Raw genomic sequence first — 22,623 nt, forward strand, 5'->3', positions numbered from 1 at the left:
GACAGCGCCATGGCGGCGCTGTCCCACTTTTTAGCCTATCGCACGCTGCTGACCAGAATGATGATCAGTGCCATATATGCTGCGCTGACGGCGGCCAGAAGGCCGCACGCGATCATGCACGCCGCCCGCAGGCCCCGGCGCTGCCGCAGCCGCAGCGCACCGATGACGAACCCGGCCACAGCCAGGACGAATATCACTGCCGCACCCCAGAAGGGCATACCATCACCCCTTCAGCGCGTCCAGCAGGTCCGTGAACACACGGAGCTGGTCCACAAAGCGCTGGGTCAGACCCTCCGGGCGGCCCTTTCTGGCGTCAAACAGCAGGTCGTCCGTCTGAATGGCCGCAAACACGCGGCCGTCGGCCTTGACGCTGAGAGAGACGCTGCCCATTTTCAGCAGCTGGTCCATGACCCGGGGGGACAGCAGGGACTGCCCGGCGGTGGGATTTTCGCATCGGACATTGAACCGCCGGTCAAACTCCGGATTTTCCGAGGTGAAGCCCTCCCGGCCCAGCAGGCGGGCCAGCTTGCCCTTGGGCGCTGCCTGCACATCGCAAGGGAGAGTGCGCCCCAGGTCCGCCGCCATCCACTGGCCCTTGAAAACGGGAAGCTCCCGGTCCTCCCAGACCTCCGTCTCGGGATTCTGGTACGCCTGGGTGTTGGAAAGCTCCAGATTGCTGATCTCCAGGGGCCGGCCGTGGTACTTGCCGCAGACCAGGCCGCTGCCGCCTACGTTGTCGGCACTGGGCAGGCCCAGACCGGATTCCGCGAATTTTCCGCCGTCGATGCAGGAACCGGGGCGGTACTCCGCCTCCTCCAGCACCTGCTCCATAGCCGCCTGAGCCAGACCGCCCTGGGCCGCGCCCTGCAGCTTCTTGCCGCCGGCGGAGCTCATCAGTCCGCCGATGATCAGAAGGACGACGCCCACGACGATGACGGGCACCGCGCCGCCCAATATCGCGCCGATGGCCGCAATAACCAGGCCCAGACCGGACAGGACCTTTCCGAAGCCCTTCAGCGCCCGGCCGCTGCGTATATTCTGCACATTGTTATCCATTTGTCTGCTCCTTTTCATGCTCCGCGAACAACGCGCCGCACCGGCGCAGCGCCTCGATGATCCCCTGCAGATACCGCAGGGACACCAGATAGCTGCGGCGCAGGGCGTTCAGGTCCCGCACGTTGATATCCACCGGCAGGTCCATCACCGGCAGCGTGGATTCCAGCGCCAATTCCAGGCGGTTTTCCTCCCAGCGGACAGCCGCCGGACGGCCCAGGGTTTCCAGCAGGGGGACCAATTCCAGGGCATCCCGCCCGTATGTATCGTCCTCCCGGCGGTACAGATAGCCGCCCTCCGGGGCCTGCCGTTCCGTTTCGCAGATCAGCCACACACCGCCGAAAGCCTTCACGGACCGGGTCATGGTGTCGTTGACGTCCCGGCCCACGTGCTCCTCAAAATTGTGGGTCAGCTCCACGTTGGCCGCGCCGAACCGGACGCCCTGATGGACGCCCTGGCGGTAATTCTTGATCCGGCATTCTTCCCAGCGGCGGTCGATCATCCGACTGCGGCGGATGCCCGCCTCGTCAATGAACAGCTCCGGGAGCCTTGTGCCCGGGCCGAAGGCTTGCTCCGTCTCCGACCGGAAAAAGTCCCCCATCTGCTCCCAGATCAGCTTCCGCTGGCGGCTGTCGCACCGGCACAGGCCGATGATGCCCACAGCCAGCAGGATAAACAGCGCCAGCAGGCCCCAGCGGATATCGCCGGACCTCCACCATACAACGCCGCCCGCAACAAGGCCCAGCACCAGCATGACGGAGCACACCGTCCGCATCCGGTCCCACCGGGCCAGCCGCCGCAGCAGCTCCCGGTCCGCCAGGGACTCCTTATAGCCGCAGGAGCACGCAGTGGAGCCTTTTTTCAGCGGCTCGCCGCACATAGGACAAATATGTTTTTTCATCATCTTATCCCCAGTTGTTCATCCAGTTTTCGCCCCAGTCCTCGGCGGGATCGTAATCCACCGGGTCAAAACCGGCGGCGTACACCGGCCCGTCCTGCCGATAGGCCAGGCCGTCCTCGTGGAGGGTGTAGCTGCCGGTGATGTAGAAGGCGTCGTGTCCGTCGCTGTACCAGCGGCACAGGTCGTCCTCATCCAGCTCAAAGCTGGCTCCCGGCAGGCCGGTATAGGCCGCCACCTGGCCATAGGGGTAGAACACGCCGGAGAAGTCGCCGTCCGTTTCCCCATCCGGCAGCAGGGCAAAGCGGTCCGCCTCCAGGCCGGGGGAGATGTACGCGTGGAAGCCGTCCATGGCCAGATAGGGGCCCTTGCCGTCCCCGGCGTCCACAATGGTCCCGCTGCCGGCGGACAGGCGGGTGTAGCCCAGATATTCCATGCGCTGGGAGTCGATGACCAGAGTCTCGCCCAGGGCGTTCTGCCACACGCCGTCCAGCTGGGCAATGTCCCAGATGTCCACCCGGGCGTCGCTGCGGGTGAAGGTGAAGTGGTCGAAGGACTCCGCATCGCCGCTGCCGTTCTGGTTAGGCAGCAGCACGCCGTCATCCCGCAGGATGAAATCGTACAGGAAGTCATCGAAGTCGATCATGGGCACGTCGCCGGAGGTGTCATAGCGGCCCTGTCCCGTGCGGCCGGAGAAGGTCTGGTAGTAGTAGCACCCGTCGTCGGACACGAAATACAGGATGTTGCCGGAAGGGGAGGACCACTTGCCCTCCAGCTCGCTGGCGTCCGTCACCTGGCGCTGATCCTCCGGCACGGCAGGGGAGGGGGCCTCCCCGCCGCCGCTGCACGCCGTCAGGGACAGCAGCAGCGCCAGCACAGCCGCCAGCCAAAGCGTTTTTCTCATGAAGCAGCCTCCTCAGTCCGCCAGCGTGTCCATGAACTCGCCCCGGACCGTGTTCCAGTACCAGACGTAGGTCACATACTCGCCGTCCTGGTCGAAGGACATCTGCAGGTCGCTGTTGCCGTCGCCGTCCAGATCGCTGTAGTCCGTTCCCTGGTAGCGGCTGGCGGCAGAGTCGAGGGGCACCGGGAACTGTACGGTGGCGTAGAGCTCCTGCTCAGCCCTGTCATAGTAGAGGTCGGCGCCGGTATCGGTGATGCAGATGCACACGTCGATCATCTGGCCGTCGTGAGTCAGGGTGCCGGTGTCCTGAATGGTGCCCCAGGTGCGCCAGTCGTCGCCGACGATGTCGTCGTCAGTCGTCCCCTGATTTCCGCAGGCGGCCAGGCACAGCATCAGGGTGCACAGAAGCAAGAGAATGCTGAATTTTCGCATGGTTCGTTCCTCCTTGATAAAATGAGTCCACTGTACATCCATTGTACAGTGGACTCAGATAAAATACCATTAACCAAAGGTTAGTTTTTGGCAAAAGATGGCAGAATTGCGGAGGCCCGGATTCACACGCCCAGCCGCTGGGAGATGGCCGACAGCAGTTCGTTTTTCCCGGTGCCCTTTTCGGCGGAGAAGGGCACCAGACAGTCCTGCTCCTCCAGCTCCAGGGTGTCCCGGATCAGCTGCAGATTGGGCTCGATCTCGCTTTTTTTCAGCTTGTCCAGCTTGTTGGCCACGACCACCACCGGGCATCCGGTGCCCCGGAACCACTGGAACATGGTCACGTCGTCCGCCGTGGGCTTGTGCCGGGCGTCCACAATGAGAACACCCAGGGAGATGAGGCCCGGCTCCTGGAAATACGACTCCATCAGCCGTCCCCAGCGGTCCCGCTCCTCCTTGCTGACTTTGGCATAGCCGTAGCCGGGCAGATCGGTCAGATACACCCGGTTGTCGATGAGGAAATAGTTCACCTGGGTGGTCTTGCCGGGGGTGGCGCCCACCCGGGCGAAGTTCTTCCGGTTGAGCAGGCGGTTGATGACGGAGGATTTGCCCACGTTGGATCGCCCGGCAAAGGTCACCTGGGGCCGTCCGTCCCGGATAAAGGCCTCCGGGCGCACCGCCGAGCGGATAAATTCCGCCTTGTTATAGTTGATCGTCATGGCAAGCGCTCCTCCTTTACACTGATAGTGCGGCGGGGGATTCCGCCGATACGCGGCCACGGGGGGCGGCGTGCTCCCCGCGGGAAGGCACCAGCGCCGCCGCAAACACCTGGTCCACGGTGTCCACCGGGATGAAGTGCAGACCGGCCCGGACGGTCTGGTCGATCTCGTCCAGATCCTTGACGTTTTCCCGGGGAATCAGCACCGTATGTACGCCGTTTCGCAGGGCGGCCATGGTCTTTTCCTTCAGACCGCCGATGGGAAGCACCCGGCCCCGGAGGGTCACCTCGCCGGTCATGGCTACGCTGCCCCGGACAGGCCGTCCGGTCAGCGCCGACAGCATGGCGGTGGTGATGGCGATACCCGCCGAGGGTCCGTCCTTGGGCACGGCCCCCTCCGGGAAGTGGACATGCACGTCCTTGGTCTTATAGAAGTCCCGGGGCAGGCCCAGCTCCTCCCAACGGCTGCGCAGGCAGGTCAGGGCGGCCTTGGCGGATTCCTGCATAACGCTGCCGAGATTGCCGGTAAGCTCCAGCTTTCCGCTGCCGTCCAAGGCCTGGGCCTCCACTTCCAGAATTTCGCCGCCTACCTGGGTCCAGGCCAGGCCGTTTACCACGCCCACCTGGTCCCGGTCGCTGTGGATGGACTCGCTGTACTGCTGGGTTCCCAGCAGGTCTTTCAGATTGTTCTCTGTAATGTCAACACGCTTTACATCGCCCTCCACCAGCTGCATGGCGGCTTTCCGGCACAGCTTCCCCAGCTGGCGCTCCAGCACCCGGACGCCGGATTCCTTGGTGTAGGCGGCGATGACCCGCCGGATGGCGTCGTCGGTGATGCGCAGCTGGGTTTTCTTCAGACCGTGCTCCTTCAGCTGCTTGGGCAGCAGATGCCGCTTGGCGATCTGCAGCTTCTCCTCGTCGGTATAGCTGGTGAGCTCGATGACCTCCATCCGGTCCAGCAGGGGACGGGGGATGGTGTCCAGGGTGTTGGCGGTGGTGATGAACATCACCCGGCTCAGGTCCACCGGCACCTCCAGGAAGTGATCCCGGAAGGCGTGGTTCTGTTCGCTGTCCAGCACCTCCAGCAGGGCCGACGCCGGGTCGCCCCGCATATCGCTGGCCAGCTTGTCAATCTCATCCAGCACCAGCAGGGGATTCATGGAGCCGCTGCGGATCACCGCGTCGATGATCCGGCCGGGCATGGCGCCGATGTAGGTTTTCCGGTGTCCCCGGATGTCCGCCTCGTCCCGGATGCCGCCCAGACTCAGCCGGGACAGCTTTCGGTGCATGGCCTTGGCCACGGACAGGGCGATGGAGGTTTTGCCCACGCCCGGGGGGCCCACCAGGCAGAGGATCTTGCCCTTGGCCTGGGGGTTCAGCTGCCGCACGGCGATGAATTCCAGGATCCGCTCCTTCACCTTGTCCAGGCCGTAGTGGTCCTTGTCCAGGATCTTCCGGGCCTGTTCCACGTCAGCCCGGTCGTGGGTCTCCACACCCCAGGGCACGTCCAGGCACACATCCAGATAGTTCCGGATGACGGCCCCCTCGGCGCTGCCGAAGGGCTGCTTGGACAGGCGGTGCAGCTCCTTCATGAGCTTCTCCCGCACCTCGTCACCGGCCCGGCAGCGGTTGATCTTCTCCTCGTATTCGTACAGCTCGTCGTCGCCGTCCTCGCCCAGCTCGTGCTGCAGAACGTGCAGCTGCTCCCGCAGGACCATATCCCGCTGGACCTGGCCCACCCGCTGGCGGACCTTCTGGTCGATATCCGACTCCAGGACGGCGATATCCACCTCATGCACCAGAATTTCGTTCATCACCAGCAGCCGCCGGGCGGGATGCAGCTCCTGCAGCACCCGCTGGCGATCCTGGTGCCGGAGGTTGATGTTGGCGGCGATGGTGTCCGCCAGCAGGCCGGGGTCCCGGATGTCCAGCACGGAGGCCACCAGCTGGTCGGACAGATTCCCCACCAGCTCCTGATACTGGCCAAACAGGGCGTATGTCCGCCGGGTCAGAGCCTCGGTGCGGTCCGAGGCCCGCCAGCTCTGGTCCTCCAGCAGCTCCACATTGGCCTGCAGGAAGGGCTTGGTCTGCCACAGGCGGCGCAGGGCCGCCCGGTGCAGGCCCCCGGCGATGACCCGTACCCCGGTATCCGAGGTCTTGACGATCTGGAAAATGCGGCACACGGTGCCGATCTCGTACAGGTCCTCCTCCTGGGGGTCCTGGACGCCGATCTCCCGCTGGGTCACCAGCAGCAGCTCCCGGTCGCCCTCCATGGCGTTTTCCAGGGCCAGGATGGATATCTCACGCTCCGCGTCGAAGCTCAGCGTCTGGCCCGGGAAGGCAGTCAGCCCCCGCAGAGCCAGCACCGGCATATTTTGTGTGGTCATAAGGGTATCTCCTTTGCGATAGGGAAAGTACAATAGGGCAAGAGGGGAGAGGCGCACGCGTCTCTCCCCTTTGTGCTTGTTTCAGGACGCCGGCGCGTTCTTGGTGCCGCGGCTGGGATCCCGCAGGATCACAGGTGCTGCGCCGTCGTTGACGGCCCCGGCGGTGATGGTCACCTGTTCGATGGTGTGGTCCGAGGGAATGTCGTACATGATGGGGGTCAGGACTCCCTCCATGACGGCCCGCAGGCCCCGGGCGCCGATGTTGCGCTCGATGGCCTTGTCGGCCACGGCCTCCAGGGCCTCCGGCTCGAACACCAGCTTCACATCGTCATAGGAAAACAGCTTCTGATACTGCTTGACCAGGGCGTTCTTCGGCTCCGTCAGGATCCGGACCAGATCCTCCCGGCCCAGCCCGTCCAGAGCGGCGATCACCGGCAGACGGCCCACCAGCTCGGGAATGATGCCGAATTTCAGCAGGTCGTGGGGCTGGACCTCCTTGAGGAGCTGTCCCGTCCGACGCTCGGCCTTGCTTTCCACCACGGCGTCGAATCCGATGCCCTTGCGGTCGGTGCGCTGCTCGATGATCTTCTCCAGACCATCGAAGGCGCCGCCGCAGATGAACAGAATGTTGTGGGTGTCCACCTGGATGAACTCCTGATGGGGGTGCTTGCGGCCGCCCTGAGGCGGCACGTTGGCCACGGTGCCCTCCAGGATCTTCAGCAGTGCCTGCTGCACGCCCTCGCCGGACACGTCCCGGGTGATGGAGGTGTTCTCGCTCTTGCGGGCGATCTTGTCGATCTCGTCCACATAGATGATGCCGTGCTCGGCCAGCTCCACGTCGAAATCCGCCGCCTGCAGCAGCCGCAGCAGGATGTTCTCCACGTCGTCGCCTACATAACCGGCTTCGGTGAGGGTGGTAGCGTCGGCGATGGCGAAGGGGACCTTCAGCACCCGGGCCAGGGTCTGGGCAAACAGAGTCTTGCCGGAGCCTGTGGGGCCGATCATCAGGATGTTGCTCTTCTGCAGCTCCACATCCTCGCCGCCGCCGAAGAAAATGCGCTTATAGTGGTTATAGACCGCCACGGACAGGGCCACCTTGGCGGCGTCCTGGCCGATGACGTACTGATCCAGCACCTCTTTGATCTCCCGGGGAGTGGGCAGCTGGTCCGGGGTCTCGTACCCGGCCTCAGGGCCGGGCTCGTACCCATCGTCCAGAATGGACATGCACAGCTGGACGCACTCGTCGCAGATGCGCACGCCGGGGCCCTGGATCATGCGGTGCACCTGGTTCTCCGCCTTGCCGCAGAAGGAGCACCGCAGGGATTTCTTATCGTCTGCCATTGGTTACCTCTTGTAAATGACCTTGTCCACCAGGCCGTATTCCCGGGCCTCCTCGGCCAGCATCCAGTGATCCCGCTCGGAATCCTGCTTCACCTGCTCGGGGTCCTTGCCGGTGTTGTCGGCCAGGATCTGGTTCAGGCGCTTTTTCAGCTTCAGGAAATGCTCCACGTCGATCTCCATATCCGTGACCTTACCCTGGGTCCCGGCGGAGGGCTGGTGGATCATGATCTCCGCGTTGGGCAGGGCAATGCGCTTGCCCCGGGCGCCGGAGGACAGCAGGAACGCGCCCATGCTGGCAGCCATGCCGATGCAGATGGTGGACACGTCGCACTTGATATACTGCATGGTATCGTAGATGGCCATACCCGCGGTCACGGAACCGCCGGGGCTGTTGATGTACATCTGGATATCCTTGTCGGGGTCCTGGGCCTCCAGATACAGCAGCTGGGCCACCACCAGGCTGGCGGTGGTATCATTGACCTCTTCGCCCAGGAAGATGATGCGGTCGTTCAGCAACCGGGAAAAGATGTCATAGGAACGCTCGCCCCGGTTGGTCTGCTCCACAACATAAGGGACTAAACTCATAGAAATGACCTCCTGTACAAATAGATGAAACTCAACCCCATTATACCCGCCCGGTGAGTATCTCAAGCAGGGGACGAAAAATTATTCCTCGTCCTTCTTTTCCTCTTCCTGCTTGGCTTCTTCCTTGGTCTCCTCAACAACGGGAGCCACGGCCACGGCGGCGTCGGCCACGGCCTTGATAGCCTTGCTGCGCAGGACCTGCTCGCGGACGTCGGCCTCGGGCAGATACTTCTTGATGGTATCCAGGTCCATGCCGTACTTATCGGCCACGGACTTCATCTCGGCCTCGATCTCCTCGGCGGTGGCCTCCAGCTCCTCGGCCTTCACCAGGGCGGCCACGGCCAGATCCATGCGGACCTGCTGCAGGGCGGGCTCATGGGCCTGCTTCTTGAAGTCGTCCTCGGTGGTGTTGGTCATCTTCAGATACTGGTCAAAGGGGATGCCCTGGGCGGCCAGCTGCTGCTGGAAGTTCTCCATCATCTGCTGGGCCTGAACGTCCACCATCTCATCGGGGATGTCGGCCTGGATGCCGTCGGCCACCTTCTGCATCAGGGCGTCCTCAAAGGCACGCTGGGCGGCGGCCTCGCGGTCGTCCGTCAGCTGCTTGCGGGTGTCGGCCTTCAGCTCGTCCAGGGTGTCGAACTCGGACACGTCCTTGGCGAACTCGTCGTCAATGGCGGGGACTTCCTTGTGCTTGACCTCGTTGACCTTCACGTGGAACACCACGGGCTTGCCGGCCAGCTCGGGGTTGTAGTTCTCGGGGAAGGTGATGTCGATGTCCTTCTCCTCGCCGGCCTTCATGCCCACCAGCTGATCCTCGAAGCCGGGGACGAAGCTGCCGGAGCCGATCTCCAGGTCGAAGTTCTCGCCCTTGCCGCCGTCGAAGGCCACGCCGTTGTCGAAGCCCTCGAAGTCGATGTCGGCGGTGTCGCCCTTCTGGATCTCGCGCTCCACGCTGACCAGACGGCTGTTGCGGTCGGCCATCTCGTTCAGGCGGTTGTCCACGTCCTCGTCGGTGACGTTGACCTCGGCCTTGGGGGCCTCCAGGCCCTTATACTGGCCCAGGGTCACCTCGGGATACACGGCCACGGTGCACTTGAACACCACGCCGTCCTTGCCGCAGGACTCCAGCTCCACCTCGGGATAGCCGACGACCTTCAGCTCCTGCTCCTTCACGGCGGCCTCATAGGCGTCGGGCAGCAGGATGTTCACTGCTTCTTCATAGAAGACCTCTGCGCCGTACATGCTCTCGATCATCTTGCGGGGAGCCTTGCCGGGGCGGAAGCCGGGAACGCTGATCTTGGACCGCTGCTGCAGGTACGCCTTGTTGATGGCGGCCTCAAAGGCGGCGGCATCTGCTTCGATGGTCAGTGCGACCTTGCTCTTGTCCAGTTTTTCACAGGATTTTACACTCATTTTGATTTTTCCTCCGTTCAGCATTAAATCGTATCAATGCAATTCTATATAATAGCAGAAAACAATTTCAATTTCCACACTTTTTTGCTCTAATCACAAATTTTTTTGGGATGAAAGCCCAAATAGTCCCCGGACACCATGAAAAACGAGGTTCCGCCCCGTTCTCCCTGCAGGGCCCGGCGGTGGGAGGGACCGTGGAGATGGCCGTAGCAGCACACCTTCACGCCGTATTCCCGCAGCAGCCGCAGAATCTCCGGGCACTGGTACCCCTGGTACAGAGGCGGGTAGTGAAGAAAGCACAGCTTCTCGTGATCTCCCGCCGCCTTCAGGGAGGTTTCCAGCCGCCCGATCTCCCGCAGCAGAACCTTTTCGTTGTGGGTGCCCTGGTTATCCAGCTCATAGAACCAGCCCCGGGTACCGCACAGAGCCGTGTCCCCGTAGAACCGGCAGTTGTTGTGGAGGATCTCCATGGTGGTCAGGCCGTTTTCGGCGAAAAAGCGCTCCATTTTGGCGGCGGTGTTCCACCAATAGTCGTGGTTGCCCTTGAGCAGGTACTTCTTTCCCGGCAGGGCGTCGATGAACCGGAAATCCTCCAGCGATTCCTCCAGGCTCATGCCCCAGGACAGGTCGCCGCACAGCACGGTGACATCGTCCTCCGTCAGCACGGAGAATCCCTCCCGGATGCGGGCCACATAGTCCTTCCAGCCGTCCCCGAAGATCTCCATGGGCTTGTCGGACCCCAGGGACAGATGCAGATCGCCAATGGCATACAGCGCCATACGGCACCTCCTTCCTTATTATAGTATATCGTTATATCAGCCGCCGCAGATTGTTCCAGAACAGGTCCTTCAGCAGCTGCCGGGGATAGCCCCGGGCTGCCAGGGCCTGCCACAGGCGGGGCATGTCCTGGACGCCCTGCATTCCGGCGGCCAGCTCCTCGCAGCCGTCCAGGTCGCCGCCCAGGCACAGGATTTTCTCCCCGTCCAGGGACAGAAAGTGCTCCACATGGGCCACCAGCTCCTCCATGGTGCCCGCCGGACCCACAAACGGCCGGTACAGATTCAGCCCCACCACGCCGCCGCTGTCCCGGATGGCCCGGAACATGTCATCGGTAAGGTTGCGCCGGTGGGGGCACAGGGCCCGGCTGTTGGAGTGGGTGGCCACCACCGGCCCCCGGGCCAGGCGCACCACATCCCAGAAGCCGGGATCACTGATGTGGGACACGTCGGGATAAATATGAAACGCCTCCAGCTGCCGCAGGAAGTCGGCGCCAAGAGGGGAGAGGCCCCGATCCGTGTCCCGGCAGTTGGCGCCGGACAGGACATTGGGCCAGTTCCACACGGGGTTGAGAAACCGCACACCCCATTCCGCCGCCGTCTCCACCTGTCCCGGGTCGCAGCCTATGAGCTCGGCCCCCTCTATGGAGAGAATCGCCGCCATTTTCCCGTCTGCCGCGGCCCGGTCCACCTCTGCGCCGGTGCGGCAGTGGACAATGACGTCCCGGTTCTGCTCCATCTCCCGCAGGAACTTCTGATGCAGGAGTTGTCCCTCCCGGACCATGGTGCTGCCCCGGGGAAGCTCCTCCGGGTCCTGATACAGGGCGAACACCTGGGCGAACCGCCCGAAGCTCGACGCCCGGTGCAGATCCAGATGAGCATCGTTTTCCCGCAGCTGCGCTCCGGTCCGCAGGCACCGGTAAATGGTATCGCAATGCGCGTCAAAATAGGGAATATGTTCCATACGTCACCTCAGAATGCGTTCTCAATGTACTCTATGCGGCTGGCCTTTTGGGGATGCGGACCCTCAGCGTACACCTCCGCCACGTCGAAGCGGGCGGGGCAGTCCAGGTCCTTCACCATCAGATACCACGCCGCCGTTTTCCGCAGCCGCTGCTGCTTCTGGGGCGTCACGTACTCCCGGGGCAGGCCGCAGGACAGATTGGTCCGGGTCTTGACCTCCACGAAGCACAGCACGCCGTCCTTTCGGGCGATCAGGTCGATCTCCCCGAACCGGCAGTGAAACCCGTGGGCCAGCAGGGTGTAGCCCCGGCGGCGCAGATAGTTGGCCACCTCCGCCTCGCCCCAGGTGCCCTCGGCCCGGCTCATGACTGCCGCTCCTTCCACTTTTTCAGAAACGACTGCCGGTGCTCCGGGCAGGGACCGTATTGGTCCAGCATGGCGTAGTGCAGCTTCGTGCCGTAGCCCTTGTGCTGGGCAAACAGATACTGGGGATATTCCCGGTCCAGCACCTGCGTCACGTACCGGTCCCGGGTGACCTTGGCCAGGATGGACGCCGCCGCAATGGATACGCTGCGTCCGTCGCCGCCTACCACCGTCTCATGGGGGAGGTCGATGGAGGCGCACCGCCCATGGTCCCGGTTGCCGTCGATCAGAACGTAGTCCGGGCGGAGGGTCAGGGCCTCGATGGCCAGCGCCATGGCCCGGATCCGGGCGCTTAAAATATCCGTGGCGTCGATCTCCGCCGCGCTGACGGAGGCCACCGCCCAGGCCGCAGCCCGCTCGGTGATGAGGGCATACAGGGCCTCGCGCTTTTTCTCCGTCAGCTTCTTGGAGTCGTCCAGTCCCGGGATATTGCAGCCCGGCGGCAAAATCACCGCTCCCGCGCACACGGGACCCATCAGGGGTCCTGCACCGGCCTCGTCACAGCCGCACACAATGGCATAGCCCCGCTGCCGGGCCGCCTGCTCCAGGGATTCATCCGGCTTCATTGCGCATCCTCCACAGTCTCCAGGGTGAACCGGCCCAGCTTGCCGCCCCGGAACTCGTCCAGCAGCACCCGGGCCATGCGCTGGGTGTCCACCTGGGCCCCCCGCATAAGGAAGCCCCGCTTCCGCCCGGCCTTTTCCAGCAGGTCATACCCGCTGTCCTCCGGCTGCACGTCGATCTTGTACCGATCCTCCAGCACCGGCGCATACCGCCGGCCCAGATAGTCCATGAGATAGCAGGCCAGCTCCTCCATGTCCACCACGTCGTCCTTGATGGCACCGGTGAAGGCCAGGCGCTTGCCCACCTCCGGGTCGTCAAACCGGGGCCACAGAATGCCCGGGGTGTCCAGCAGCTCCAGAGTGCTGTCCACCGGCACCCACTGCTTGCTGCGGGTGACGCCGGGCCGGTCCTCGGCCCGGGCGGTTTTGCGGCGGGCTACCTTATTAATAAAGGTGGACTTGCCCACGTTGGGGATCCCCAGCACCATGACCCGCACGGTGCGGCCCGCCTGGCCCCGCTGGGCCCAGGCGGCCAGCTTGTCCCGCAGCAGCTCCCGGACAGCGGCGGCAAACTGGGCGGTGCCTGCGCCGCCCTTGGCATTGGCCTCCAGCACAGCATAGCCCTTTTCCCGGAAATAAGCCGTCCAGCGCCGGGTCTCGCCGGGGTCCGCCTGGTCCACCCGGTTCAGGACCACCAGCCGGGGCTTGCCCGCCGTCAGCTCGTCCACATCCGGGTTCCGGCTGGACAGGGGAATGCGCGCGTCCAGAATCTCGCACACGGCGTCCATATTTTTGATCTCCGCCGTGATCATCCGCCGGGTCTTGGTCATGTGCCCGGGGAACCAGCTCAGATTATCAACCTGCATGTCGTTCACCTCTCGTATTTCCTTCGTAACTAAGAAATTATATCATATTTTCCGCCGCTTGGCAAAAGAAAAAACGCCCGCTGTCTGCGGGCGTTCGTTCTTTTTTCGGGGGATACAGCTTACAGCTTCTCCTTGACCTTGGCAGCCTTACCAACGCGGTCACGCAGATAGTACAGCTTGGCGCGGCGCACGAAGCCGTGGCGGACCACTTCGATGGTGGCGATGGAGGGGGAGTGCACGGGGAACACCTTTTCCACGCCCACGCCGTAGGAGATACGACGGACGGTGAAGGTCTCCTCAATGCCGCCGTGCTTCTTGGCAATGACGGTGCCCTCGAAGACCTGGATACGCTCGCGGGCGCCTTCCTTGACCTTCACGTGCACGCGGACGGTATCGCCCACCTGCACCTGGGGAACTTCCTTCTCCAGCTGCTCTTTGTTCAGTGCTTTGATCAGATCCATGGATATTTCCTCCTGTTTATATAGGCGTTCGTGCCGTCATGTATGCGGCGTCCGACTCGTTCCGGACCCCGGCGGCAGAGGACCGCCCTTTTTACGCCATGATAGGATATCACATCCGAGCCGGTTTTGCAAGCTTTTTTTGCGCTTTCCCTGAAAAAAAGAGTCGTCGTCAGGGAAGCAGACGCATCTTGACGGGACGGCGTTTTTCCTGTAAAATGGGTAAGATAAAAACGTATTCTTTCAGATGAGGTAACGATATGGCAAATGGATTCATTGATAAGGCCCGCATCACCGTCCGGGCCGGAAACGGCGGCAACGGAGCCGTCGCCTTTCACCGGGAAAAATACATCGCCGCAGGCGGCCCCGACGGCGGCGACGGCGGCGACGGCGGCAGCATCATCGTCCGGGTGGACGACAATATGTCCACGCTGATGGACTTCCGCTATAAGCGCAAATATGTGGCGGCCAACGGTGTAGACGGCCAGGGCGGCCGCAAAAGCGGCAAGGACGGCCAGAGTCTGACCATCCGCGTGCCCCGGGGCACCCTGATCCGGGACGCCGAAACCGGCGAGATCATCAAGGATATGTCCGACGACCAGCCCTTTGTGCTGTGCAAGGGCGGCCGGGGCGGCTGGGGCAACCAGCATTTCGCCACCCCCACCCGTCAGGTGCCCCGCTTTGCCAAGGCGGGCCTGCCCGGCGAGAGCCACGACGTGGTGCTGGAGCTGAAGCTGCTGGCGGACGTGGGACTGGTGGGCTTCCCCAACGTGGGAAAGAGCACCCTGCTGAGCGTGGTGTCCAAGGCCCACCCCAAAATCGCCAACTACCACTTCACCACCCTGTACCCCAACCTGGGCGTGGTGTATGTGGACGAGGGCGTGTCCTTCGTCATGGCCGATATCCCCGGCATCATCGAGGGAGCCAGCGAGGGCGCGGGCCTGGGCCACGACTTCCTGCGGCACATCGACCGCTGCCGCCTGCTGGTCCACCTGGTGGACGTGTCCGGCAGCGAGGGCCGGGACCCCATCGCCGACTTTGACGCCATCAACCAGGAGCTGCGGCAGTACAGTCCGGAGCTGGCGGACCGGCCCCAGATCGTGGTGGCCAACAAGACGGACCTGCTGGCGGACCCCGCCCAGCTGGACGCCTTCCGTGTCCATGTGGAGGAGGCGGGCTACACGTTCATGGCCATGTCCGCCGCCACCCACCAGGGTACCCGGGAGCTGGTGCAGGCCATTGCCGCCCGGCTGGCGGAGCTGCCGCCGGTGGCGGTGTACGAGCCGGAGTATGTCCCCCGCCCGCCCCAGATCGACACCTCCGAGCCTCTCAACATCCAGCAGGAGGACAACACCTGGCTGGTGGAGGGCCCGTGGCTGCAGCGGCTGATGGCCAACATCAACTTCTCCGACTACGAAAGCCGTATGTACTTCGACAAGATGCTGCGCCAGTCCGGCCTGTTTGACCAGCTGGAGCGCATGGGCATCCAGGACGGCGACATTGTGTCCATGTACAACCTGGAATTTGAGTATCAGCGCTGAAAAAAGCCGCCGGTTCCTGAACCGGCGGCTTTTTTGGGGCCTCTGATGTTATTTTTGCGATGAAGCGGGATCATTATGCGCCATATGAACGAAACGACTTCATCTCGCTACCTTGTGCGAAATGCGGCAAAAGCCGGAAAATCACCGGAGGGGAATTGTTTCGGTTGCACAACGGAGCGGGATATGTTATACTGACAAAACACGGAAAGGGGGGAATTCCATGAAAAAATTGACGGCGCTTCTGCTGGCGCTGGTGATGGCGCTGTCCCTGACGGCGTGCAGCTTTGTGATGCTGCCGGAGGAGCAGGACCCGCCGGCCGACCCGAAGCAGGAGCAGCAGCTGGCCCGGGAGGATACATACACCACAAAAGAGGATGTGGCGCTGTATATCCACCTGTATGGCCGCCTGCCGGACAATTTCATCACAAAAAAAGAGGCCCAGCAGCTGGGCTGGACCGGAGGCTCCCTGGAGCCCTACGCCCCGGGCTGCTGCATCGGCGGCAGCCGGTTCGGCAATTATGAGGGCCTGCTGCCGGAGGCCGACGGCCGCACCTGGACCGAGTGCGACATCAACACCCTGGGGGCCGATTCCCGGGGAGCGGAGCGCATCGTGTTTTCCAACGACGGCCTGATCTACTACACCGGCGATCACTACAAGACCTTTGAACTGCTGTATGGAGGAGAATGACTATGCAGATCCACCTGAACGGAAATGACATCACCAACCGGGAACAGCTGCACGACGCCCTGTCAGAGGCGCTGGAGCTGCCGGAATGGTACGGCCGCAGCCTGGACGCCCTGTATGACTGCCTGACGGACCTGTCCGTGCCCACCACCATCCATGTGGAGAATTGGCCGGAGGAGGACTATATGCAGCGGGCGCTGGCGGTGCTGCGGGACGCGGCGGAGGAGAACGAGCTGCTTCAGGTGCGCTTGGAGGACTGACCCAGCTTGTGCCGGGTGTACCACAGGGCGCCCAGAATCAGCAGACCGTCCGCGATCAGCAGGGCCCAGAACACCGGATTGCGGAAATCCAGGTTGTTGCCCAGAATGCAGAAGCACACCATGCCCGGCATGATGGCCAGCCACGACGAGGCCAGATACGACCAGTAATTCAGCCGCATCATGCCGAACAGCACCCCCAGCACCTCCATGTTCAGCCCCAGCATATGGATGGCGAAGCAGGAGACGAAGCCGTATTCCTGGGTGGCGGCGAAATATTTCTGGAGCTTGGGGTGCTTGTTCAGCAGGCCCTCCAGGCTCTCGGTGCGGGTGGAGCGGCCGATCCAATAGGAGATGGACAGGCACAGGGCCGTGCCCACGGCGTTGATGGCCAGGGCCGCCGGAAGCGGGAAGATCAGCGACACAACCACCACCAGCGCGTTGTATACCACCACGCCGGAGATGCCCTTCACCGCGAACAGGGCCAGGATCACCGCCACCGCCAGACCGGGCCGGTGGTCCACCAGCTGGGGAATGGTGTTCAGGTCCAGCACGCCTGTCAGCAGCAGGATGCCGAAGCCTGCCGTGCACAGCAACATCAGCAGGATGGGCAGATAGTCCCGCAGGGTCTTTTTCATGGATGGCACAGCCTCCTTGGATAAAATATAGAAGAATTTATACCATAATTTTGTGAACAAATCAAGTATGCGGCGGGATTTTGAACAAATTCTGAATCCCGGGCAAAGGAATAGTTGACAATTTTCCGGGAATGGTGTAAAATGCCCACATATTGAAAACGGCTGTGATGGGAAGCAGTAGGCGGTCTGCGGATGCCGAGAGAGGGAGCGGTTGGTGGAAGCTCCCGTGATGCGCCGCCCAAGTCGTCCCGGAGCCTTGGGCTGAACTGACAGTAGGCTGCAACGGCATGTCCTCCGTTATCGGGACAGGGCGTTTTCCGCGCCCATGAGTGCGGGATTTCCCGAATACAGGTGGTACCACGGACTTTTTACGGTTCGCCCTGTTTTGCTATGGCAAAACGGAGCGGGCCTTTTTGTTTTGCCAAATACTCAGACAAGGAGAATAGCTATGCGAAAAGAATTACCCAAGGTGTACGATCCCCGGCAGGTGGAGCCCCGGATCTACCAGATGTGGATGGACGGCGGCTGCTTCAAGGCGGAGCCGAATCCCGACAAGAAGCCCTTTTCCATCGTGATGCCGCCCCCCAACGTCACCGGCCAGCTGCACATGGGCCACGCCATGGACGCCACCCTGCAGGACATCCTCATCCGCTTCAAGCGGATGCAGGGGTATGAGGCCCTGTGGCTGCCCGGCACGGACCACGCCGGTATCGCCACCCAGATCAAGGTGGAGGAGAACCTGCGCCAGGAGGGCCTGACCCGCTATGACCTGGGCCGGGAGAAGTTCCTGGAGCGCGTGTGGGCCTGGAAGGAAAAGTACGGCAACCGCATTGTGGAGCAGCAGAAGAAGATGGGCTCCTCCTGCGACTGGGACCGGTCCCGCTTCACCATGGACGAGGGATGCTCCAAGGCCGTCCGGGAGACCTTCTGCGAGCTGTATGACAAGGGCCTGATCTATAAGGGCAGCCGCATCATCAACTGGTGCCCCCACTGCCTGACGGCTCTGTCCGACGCCGAGGTGGAGTATACCGACAAGCCCGGCCACCTGTGGTATATCCGTTACCCCCTGGCCGACGGCAGCGGCGACATCGTGGTGGCCACCACCCGCCCGGAGACCATGATGGGCGACACCGGCGTGGCCGTGAACCCCGAGGACGAGAAGTTCAAGCACCTCATCGGCAAGACCTGCATCCTGCCCATTATGAACCGGGAGATCCCCATCGTGGGCGACGAATACTGCGAGATCGGCTTCGGCACCGGCGCGGTGAAGATGACCCCCGCCCACGACCCCAACGACTTCGAGGTGGGCCTGCGGCACAACCTGGAGGTGATCCGGGTCATCGCCGACGACGGCACCATCAACGAAAACGGCGGCAAGTACAACGGCATGGACCGCTACGAGTGCCGCAAGGCCATCGTCAAGGACCTGGAGGAGCAGGGCTACCTCATCAAGACCGAGGATTATTCCCACAACGTGGGCACCTGCTACCGCTGCCACAACGACGTGGAGCCGCTGATCTCCGCCCAGTGGTTTGTGAAGATGGCGCCCCTGGCCAAGGAGGCCATCCGGGTGGTGAAGGACGGCACCATCAGGTTCGTGCCGGAGCGCTTTACCAAGACCTATACCAACTGGATGGAGAATGTCCATGACTGGTGCATCTCCCGCCAGCTGTGGTGGGGCCACCAGATCCCCGCCTGGACCTGCGACGACTGCGGCCACATCAACGTCAGCCGGGAGGACCCCACCCGCTGCGAAAAGTGCGGCAGCACCCATCTGACCCGGGAGGAGGACGTGCTGGACACCTGGTTCAGCTCCGCTCTGTGGCCCTTCTCCACCCTGGGCTGGCCCGACAAGGACACCAAGGACCTGCAGTATTGGTATCCCACCTCCGTGCTGGTCACCGGGTATGATATCATCTTCTTCTGGGTGGCCCGCATGATCTTCTCCGGCATGGAGCAGATGAAGCAGGAGCCCTTCAAGACCGTTCTGATCCACGGTCTGGTCCGGGACGACAAGGGCCGCAAGATGTCCAAGTCCCTGGGCAACGGCATCGACCCCCTGGAGATGGCGGACAAGTTTGGCGCGGACGCCCTGCGCTTCAACCTGATCACCGGCAACAGCCCCGGCAACGATATGCGCTTCTTCGTGGAGAAGTGCGAGGCGATGCGCAACTTCGCCAATAAGATCTGGAACGCCTCCCGCTATGTGATGATGAACCTGACCATCGACCAAGTGGAGCTGCCGGAGAAGCTGGAGCTGGAGGACAAGTGGGTCCTCAGCAAGCTGAACACCCTGATCCGCGAGGTCACCGACAACATGGAGGCCTATGAGCTGGGCGTGGCCTCCGCCAAGATCTACGACTTCATCTGGGACACCTACTGCGACTGGTATATCGAGCTGACCAAGACCCGCCTGTACGGCGAGGACCAGGAGGCCAAGCTGGCGGCCCAGAACGTGCTGTGCTATGTGCTGCTGCGGGTGCTGGAGCTGCTGCATCCCTTCATGCCCTTCATCACCGAGGAGATCTGGCAGGCGCTGCCCCACCAGGGCGAGTATCTGATCCGGGCGCAGTGGCCCACCTATCGGGAGGAGTTTGCCTTCGCCCGGGAGGAGCAGGCCATGGAGGCCGTGAAGGACGCCATTTCCGCCGTCCGTGCCCGCCGGGCCGAGATGAATGTGCCGCCGTCCCGGAAGGCCAAGATCATCATCGCCAGCCAGACCCCGGAGATCTACGCCGGCGGCCAGAACTTCATCACCCGTCTGGCCTATGCCAGCGAGGTGGAGGTGGGCAGCCAGGCGCCCCAGGACCTGAACGGTATGGTGACGGTGTCCACTCACGATGCCACCATGTACCTGCCTCTGGCGGAGCTGGTGGATATTGAGAAGGAGCTGGAGCGCATCCAGAAGGAGCTGACCAAGGCCCGGGAGAACCTGGAGCGGATCGAGAAGAAGCTGCAGAACGAGAGCTTCGTGTCCAAGGCCCCCGAGGCGGTGGTCAACGCCGAGCGGGAGAAGGCCGATAAGGCCCGGGCCCTGATTGCCAAGCTGGAGGAATCCGCCCAGGCCATGCGCGGCTGATTTTTCCCGCCCCGGCGGCTTCCGACAGAAAACGAAATCCCCAATATGATATAATCACCGCAGATCGAACGATCTGCGGTGATTGTTGCTTTATCCCAAAAGCCTCGCAGAGTTCACGGCCCGCAGGCTGTGAAGAAGATTCCATTCGTTTTTCGCGGCGGCGTGTACTTCGCGAAAAACACTTTGCGCGGAGAGAGTGTGTTCCGCTTGGCCAAGGGCCAGGCGGAACGCACGGGGTGGAGCGAGAATCTCCTTGTTCCAAAAGAACAGCGTTCTTTTGGAACAAGATAATCACCGCAGATCGAATGATCTGCGGTGATTTTTTTCAGGGCCCGAGGGTCTTGGGGCCTGCGGAGAAGATCGGATTCTGAAAGCACAAAAGCCCTGGAGCACAGGGCGGATGATAAGGGAGTGAATCGGCATGGAAATGACGGTCAGACAGGAGGAACGGTGCCTGGAGATCGCCCTGATCGGGGAACTGGACCACCACGCCGCCCGGGAGATCGGGGGCCGGCTGGACCGGGCCATCGAGGCGGCGCTGCCGCTGCGGCTGGTGCTGGACTGGTCCGGGGTGACGTTTATGGACAGCTCCGGTATCGCGGTGGTCATGCGGGTCCGGCAGCGCATGCGGGACCTGGGCGGCGCCGTGACGCTGCGGGGCGTGAGGCCCCAGGCGAGGAAGGTGCTGGACGCCGCAGGCATGGACCGGTTTGTCACCGTGGAATAGGGAGGAGGTACATAAGATGAAGGCCGAAAACTATGTGACCCTGGAATTTCTCAGCCGCAGCGCCAACGAGGGCTTTGCCCGCATGGCGGCGGCGTCCTTTGCCGCCCAGCTGGACCCAACGCTGGACGAGATCGGGGACATCAAAACCGCCGTCAGCGAGGCGGTGACCAACGCCATCGTCCACGCCTATCCGGACGAGCTGGGGAAAATCGTGATGAAGCTACGCATTCTGGAAGGCGGCGTGCTGGAGCTGACGGTGCGGGACTGGGGCCGGGGCATCGACGACATCGGCCAGGCCCGGCAGCCGCTGTTCACCACCGGCGGCCAGGAGCGCAGCGGCATGGGCTTTACCATTATGGAGAGCTTTATGGACCGGCTGACGGTGAAGTCCACACCGGGGAAGGGCACCACCGTGTCCATGCGCAAGCGCATCGCCCCGCGCCTGTCCGGCCGGCGATGAGCGGCGGGCAGCTGTTCGCGCTGCTGGACCGGGCCCAGAACGGCGACAACAAGGCCTGCGAGCAGGTGCTGCTGGAAAACAGCGGACTGATCTGGAGCATTGTGCGGCGGTATTATGGCTGTGGGGTGGAGACGGACGACCTGTATCAGCTGGGATGCATTGGATTCATCAAAGCTGTAAAGGGGTTTGACCTGACATACGGAACGCAGTTTTCCACCTATGCTGTCCCGAAAATCGCCGGGGAGATACGGCGTTTTTTGCGGGACAACGGCGCGATAAAGGTGGGACGGAGCATCCGGGAAAAGGGGCAGGCCCTGGCCGCGGCCCGGGAGCGGCTGCGGCACCGGCTGGGCCGGGACCCCCGTCTGTCGGAGCTGGCGGAGGAGACGGGGCTGACGCCGGAGGAGATCGCCAGCGTGGATCTGGCCACCGGCGCGCCGGAGTCCCTGCAGCAGGAGACGGCGGAGGGGCTGACCCTGGAGTCCACCCTGGGCACCGACAGCCCGGAGGATCGTATGGTGGAGCACATCGCCCTGCGGGAGGCCATCGATCAGCTGCCGGAGCGGGAGAAAATGACCATCCTGCTGCGCTTCTTCAAGGGGCTGACCCAGGAGCAGACGGCCCGGATCCTGGGGGTGTCCCAGGTGCAGATATCCCGGCTGGAGCGCCGGGGGCTGGCAGATCTCCGGCGGCTGCTGGACGGTTGAGGCCCTCGTAGTCCACCGGAAGAAATTCCGTCATGACACCCCGATACCGCTTGGGGAGAAACGAGTTCTGACAGCGGGGGTTGGTCCGCTCCCGGATGGATACGGTGCGGAAAAACTCCTGCCACAGGGCCCGGTATTGAAGCTCCTCCGAGCCGGGCAGCTCCAGCGTCAGGCTTTCCACCGGGACGATGCGGCGCTGGCCCTTGGTGTACAGCAGCAGCTCCCGGTGGGCGCGGTCGTACAGGAAGAAGGACTCCCCGGCCATGCGGCTGCAGAAGTGGTTGGCCAGCAGAGGAAGCACCCGGTTCTTTGGCTCGATCTCGCCGCCCAGGATGCCGTTGTAATCGGAAAAACGCACGAAGCCCCGCAGCTTTTCCAGTTCACCGCCCAGGTGACGCAGGGCGCAGGCGATGGGGTAGTACACATCGTCGGCCTTGCTGCGCATAAAGCCGGGCCCCTGGTCGTACAGCTTGCGGATGAAGGCGTACAGGCGAAGCTCCTTGTCCTCCAGACAGGTCAGCCAGGCCCGGCGCAGGACCTTCAGAGCCGGAGGAGACAGGCGCTGCAAACTGTCGTACACCCGCTGGCTATGGTCCCGGCGGGTAACCACCACCCGCACCGGATACAGGGAGACGCATTCCTCATCGCTGTAAAAGGCGATGGGGAATTCTTTATGGGCATAGCTGTCGAACACGCAGCACAGGAAGCCGGGGAAGCTGCCATCATATTGAAAAATCACATCCTCCATG

At 62.9% G+C, this 22,623-nt stretch carries 25 protein-coding genes and 1 other annotated feature; of the genes, 7 read left to right on the forward strand and 18 right to left on the reverse strand.

The genetic code is table 11. The annotated features are described in order from the left end of the window. Window positions 1-35: 35 nt before the first annotated feature. The 16 genes from LKD37_RS09350 to rplS form a co-directional block, all read right to left on the reverse strand. A complete protein-coding gene (locus tag LKD37_RS09350; protein ID WP_302928955.1) occupies window positions 36-218 on the reverse strand; it encodes a hypothetical protein in 183 nt (60 codons plus the stop codon). 4 nt (window positions 219-222) lie between these two features. Beyond that, window positions 223-1,056 carry a DUF3137 domain-containing protein gene (locus tag LKD37_RS09355; RefSeq protein ID WP_302928956.1) on the reverse strand — a complete coding sequence of 278 codons (834 nt, stop codon included), beginning with the start codon at window positions 1,054-1,056 and terminating at the stop codon, window positions 223-225. After that, complete coding sequence (locus LKD37_RS09360; protein ID WP_302928957.1) at window positions 1,049-1,954, reverse strand: hypothetical protein; 906 nt, start codon at window positions 1,952-1,954, stop codon at window positions 1,049-1,051. The genes LKD37_RS09355 and LKD37_RS09360 overlap by 8 nt, the downstream gene beginning before the upstream one ends. Before the next feature lie 4 nt (window positions 1,955-1,958). Beyond that, on the reverse strand, window positions 1,959-2,855 hold the full coding sequence (locus LKD37_RS09365) for a hypothetical protein (RefSeq protein ID WP_302928958.1): 897 nt from the start codon (window positions 2,853-2,855) through the stop codon (window positions 1,959-1,961). 12 nt (window positions 2,856-2,867) lie between these two features. Further along, window positions 2,868-3,287, reverse strand: a complete 420-nt coding sequence (locus LKD37_RS09370) for a hypothetical protein (protein WP_302928959.1) — start codon at window positions 3,285-3,287, stop codon at window positions 2,868-2,870. A 122-nt stretch (window positions 3,288-3,409) separates the two neighbouring features. Further along, the gene (gene yihA, locus LKD37_RS09375) at window positions 3,410-4,003 is read right to left on the reverse strand and encodes a ribosome biogenesis GTP-binding protein YihA/YsxC (protein WP_302928960.1); all 594 of its coding nucleotides are present in this window, start codon (window positions 4,001-4,003) and stop codon (window positions 3,410-3,412) included. Between the two features lie 16 nt (window positions 4,004-4,019). After that, window positions 4,020-6,389 carry an endopeptidase La gene (gene lon / locus LKD37_RS09380; protein WP_302928961.1) on the reverse strand — a complete coding sequence of 790 codons (2,370 nt, stop codon included), beginning with the start codon at window positions 6,387-6,389 and terminating at the stop codon, window positions 4,020-4,022. A gap of 81 nt (window positions 6,390-6,470) precedes the next feature. Further along, the gene (gene clpX, locus LKD37_RS09385; protein WP_302928962.1) at window positions 6,471-7,730 is read right to left on the reverse strand and encodes an ATP-dependent Clp protease ATP-binding subunit ClpX; all 1,260 of its coding nucleotides are present in this window, start codon (window positions 7,728-7,730) and stop codon (window positions 6,471-6,473) included. A gap of 3 nt (window positions 7,731-7,733) precedes the next feature. Next, complete coding sequence (gene clpP / locus LKD37_RS09390) at window positions 7,734-8,315, reverse strand: ATP-dependent Clp endopeptidase proteolytic subunit ClpP (protein ID WP_022177684.1); 582 nt, start codon at window positions 8,313-8,315, stop codon at window positions 7,734-7,736. 81 nt (window positions 8,316-8,396) lie between these two features. Further along, window positions 8,397-9,731 (reverse strand): trigger factor, encoded by a 1,335-nt coding sequence (gene tig / locus LKD37_RS09395; RefSeq protein WP_302928963.1) that lies wholly within the window; start codon window positions 9,729-9,731, stop codon window positions 8,397-8,399. Window positions 9,732-9,820: 89 nt separating this feature from the next. Then, window positions 9,821-10,510 (reverse strand): metallophosphoesterase, encoded by a 690-nt coding sequence (locus LKD37_RS09400; RefSeq protein ID WP_302928964.1) that lies wholly within the window; start codon window positions 10,508-10,510, stop codon window positions 9,821-9,823. Window positions 10,511-10,541: 31 nt separating this feature from the next. Then, window positions 10,542-11,471 carry a dipeptidase gene (locus LKD37_RS09405; protein WP_302928965.1) on the reverse strand — a complete coding sequence of 310 codons (930 nt, stop codon included), beginning with the start codon at window positions 11,469-11,471 and terminating at the stop codon, window positions 10,542-10,544. Window positions 11,472-11,479: 8 nt separating this feature from the next. Beyond that, window positions 11,480-11,836, reverse strand: a complete 357-nt coding sequence (locus LKD37_RS09410) for a YraN family protein (protein ID WP_302928966.1) — start codon at window positions 11,834-11,836, stop codon at window positions 11,480-11,482. Further along, window positions 11,833-12,459 (reverse strand): ribonuclease HII, encoded by a 627-nt coding sequence (gene rnhB / locus LKD37_RS09415; protein ID WP_302928967.1) that lies wholly within the window; start codon window positions 12,457-12,459, stop codon window positions 11,833-11,835. The genes LKD37_RS09410 and rnhB overlap by 4 nt, the downstream gene beginning before the upstream one ends. Beyond that, on the reverse strand, window positions 12,456-13,322 hold the full coding sequence (gene ylqF, locus LKD37_RS09420; RefSeq protein WP_302928993.1) for a ribosome biogenesis GTPase YlqF: 867 nt from the start codon (window positions 13,320-13,322) through the stop codon (window positions 12,456-12,458). Before ylqF ends, rnhB begins: the two co-directional genes overlap by 4 nt. A 119-nt stretch (window positions 13,323-13,441) precedes the next feature. Next, window positions 13,442-13,783, reverse strand: a complete 342-nt coding sequence (rplS, locus tag LKD37_RS09425) for a 50S ribosomal protein L19 (RefSeq protein ID WP_022177693.1) — start codon at window positions 13,781-13,783, stop codon at window positions 13,442-13,444. Between the two features lie 257 nt (window positions 13,784-14,040). Here rplS and obgE point away from each other — a divergent pair, with 257 nt between their 5' ends. The 3 genes from obgE (at window position 14,041) to LKD37_RS09440 (ending at window position 16,266) form a co-directional block, all read left to right on the forward strand. Then, a complete protein-coding gene (gene obgE, locus LKD37_RS09430) occupies window positions 14,041-15,321 on the forward strand; it encodes a GTPase ObgE (protein WP_302928968.1) in 1,281 nt (426 codons plus the stop codon). 220 nt (window positions 15,322-15,541) lie between these two features. Then, window positions 15,542-16,009 (forward strand): ribonuclease domain-containing protein, encoded by a 468-nt coding sequence (locus LKD37_RS09435; protein ID WP_302928969.1) that lies wholly within the window; start codon window positions 15,542-15,544, stop codon window positions 16,007-16,009. A 2-nt stretch (window positions 16,010-16,011) separates the two neighbouring features. Next, window positions 16,012-16,266: a barstar family protein gene (locus tag LKD37_RS09440; RefSeq protein WP_302928970.1), complete on the forward strand. Its 255-nt coding sequence runs from the start codon at window positions 16,012-16,014 to the stop codon at window positions 16,264-16,266. Here the strand turns inward: LKD37_RS09440 and LKD37_RS09445 are convergent. Continuing rightward, window positions 16,245-16,901 carry a VTT domain-containing protein gene (locus LKD37_RS09445; protein WP_302928971.1) on the reverse strand — a complete coding sequence of 219 codons (657 nt, stop codon included), beginning with the start codon at window positions 16,899-16,901 and terminating at the stop codon, window positions 16,245-16,247. The two genes, LKD37_RS09440 and LKD37_RS09445, sit on opposite strands and share 22 nt — an antisense overlap. 155 nt (window positions 16,902-17,056) lie before the next feature. Next, window positions 17,057-17,287 (forward strand) — a binding site (T-box leader). 62 nt (window positions 17,288-17,349) lie between these two features. Here LKD37_RS09445 and LKD37_RS09450 point away from each other — a divergent pair. From LKD37_RS09450 to LKD37_RS09465, 4 genes are all read left to right on the forward strand, one after another. Beyond that, complete coding sequence (locus tag LKD37_RS09450; RefSeq protein ID WP_302928972.1) at window positions 17,350-19,980, forward strand: valine--tRNA ligase; 2,631 nt, start codon at window positions 17,350-17,352, stop codon at window positions 19,978-19,980. A 421-nt stretch (window positions 19,981-20,401) separates the two neighbouring features. Then, on the forward strand, window positions 20,402-20,707 hold the full coding sequence (locus LKD37_RS09455) for an STAS domain-containing protein (RefSeq protein ID WP_302928973.1): 306 nt from the start codon (window positions 20,402-20,404) through the stop codon (window positions 20,705-20,707). Between the two features lie 16 nt (window positions 20,708-20,723). Continuing rightward, window positions 20,724-21,167: an anti-sigma F factor gene (spoIIAB, locus tag LKD37_RS09460; RefSeq protein ID WP_302928974.1), complete on the forward strand. Its 444-nt coding sequence runs from the start codon at window positions 20,724-20,726 to the stop codon at window positions 21,165-21,167. Continuing rightward, window positions 21,164-21,874: a sigma-70 family RNA polymerase sigma factor gene (locus tag LKD37_RS09465; RefSeq protein WP_302928975.1), complete on the forward strand. Its 711-nt coding sequence runs from the start codon at window positions 21,164-21,166 to the stop codon at window positions 21,872-21,874. Before spoIIAB ends, LKD37_RS09465 begins: the two co-directional genes overlap by 4 nt. On the opposite strand, the gene LKD37_RS09470 is transcribed toward LKD37_RS09465, so the two are convergent. Next, window positions 21,762-22,622: a TIGR03915 family putative DNA repair protein gene (locus LKD37_RS09470; RefSeq protein ID WP_302928976.1), complete on the reverse strand. Its 861-nt coding sequence runs from the start codon at window positions 22,620-22,622 to the stop codon at window positions 21,762-21,764. The two genes, LKD37_RS09465 and LKD37_RS09470, sit on opposite strands and share 113 nt — an antisense overlap. Window position 22,623: the final 1 nt, after the last annotated feature.

The organism is Brotocaccenecus cirricatena, from assembly GCF_020687045.1.
Taxonomy (GTDB): domain Bacteria; phylum Bacillota; class Clostridia; order Oscillospirales; family Oscillospiraceae; genus Vescimonas; species Vescimonas cirricatena.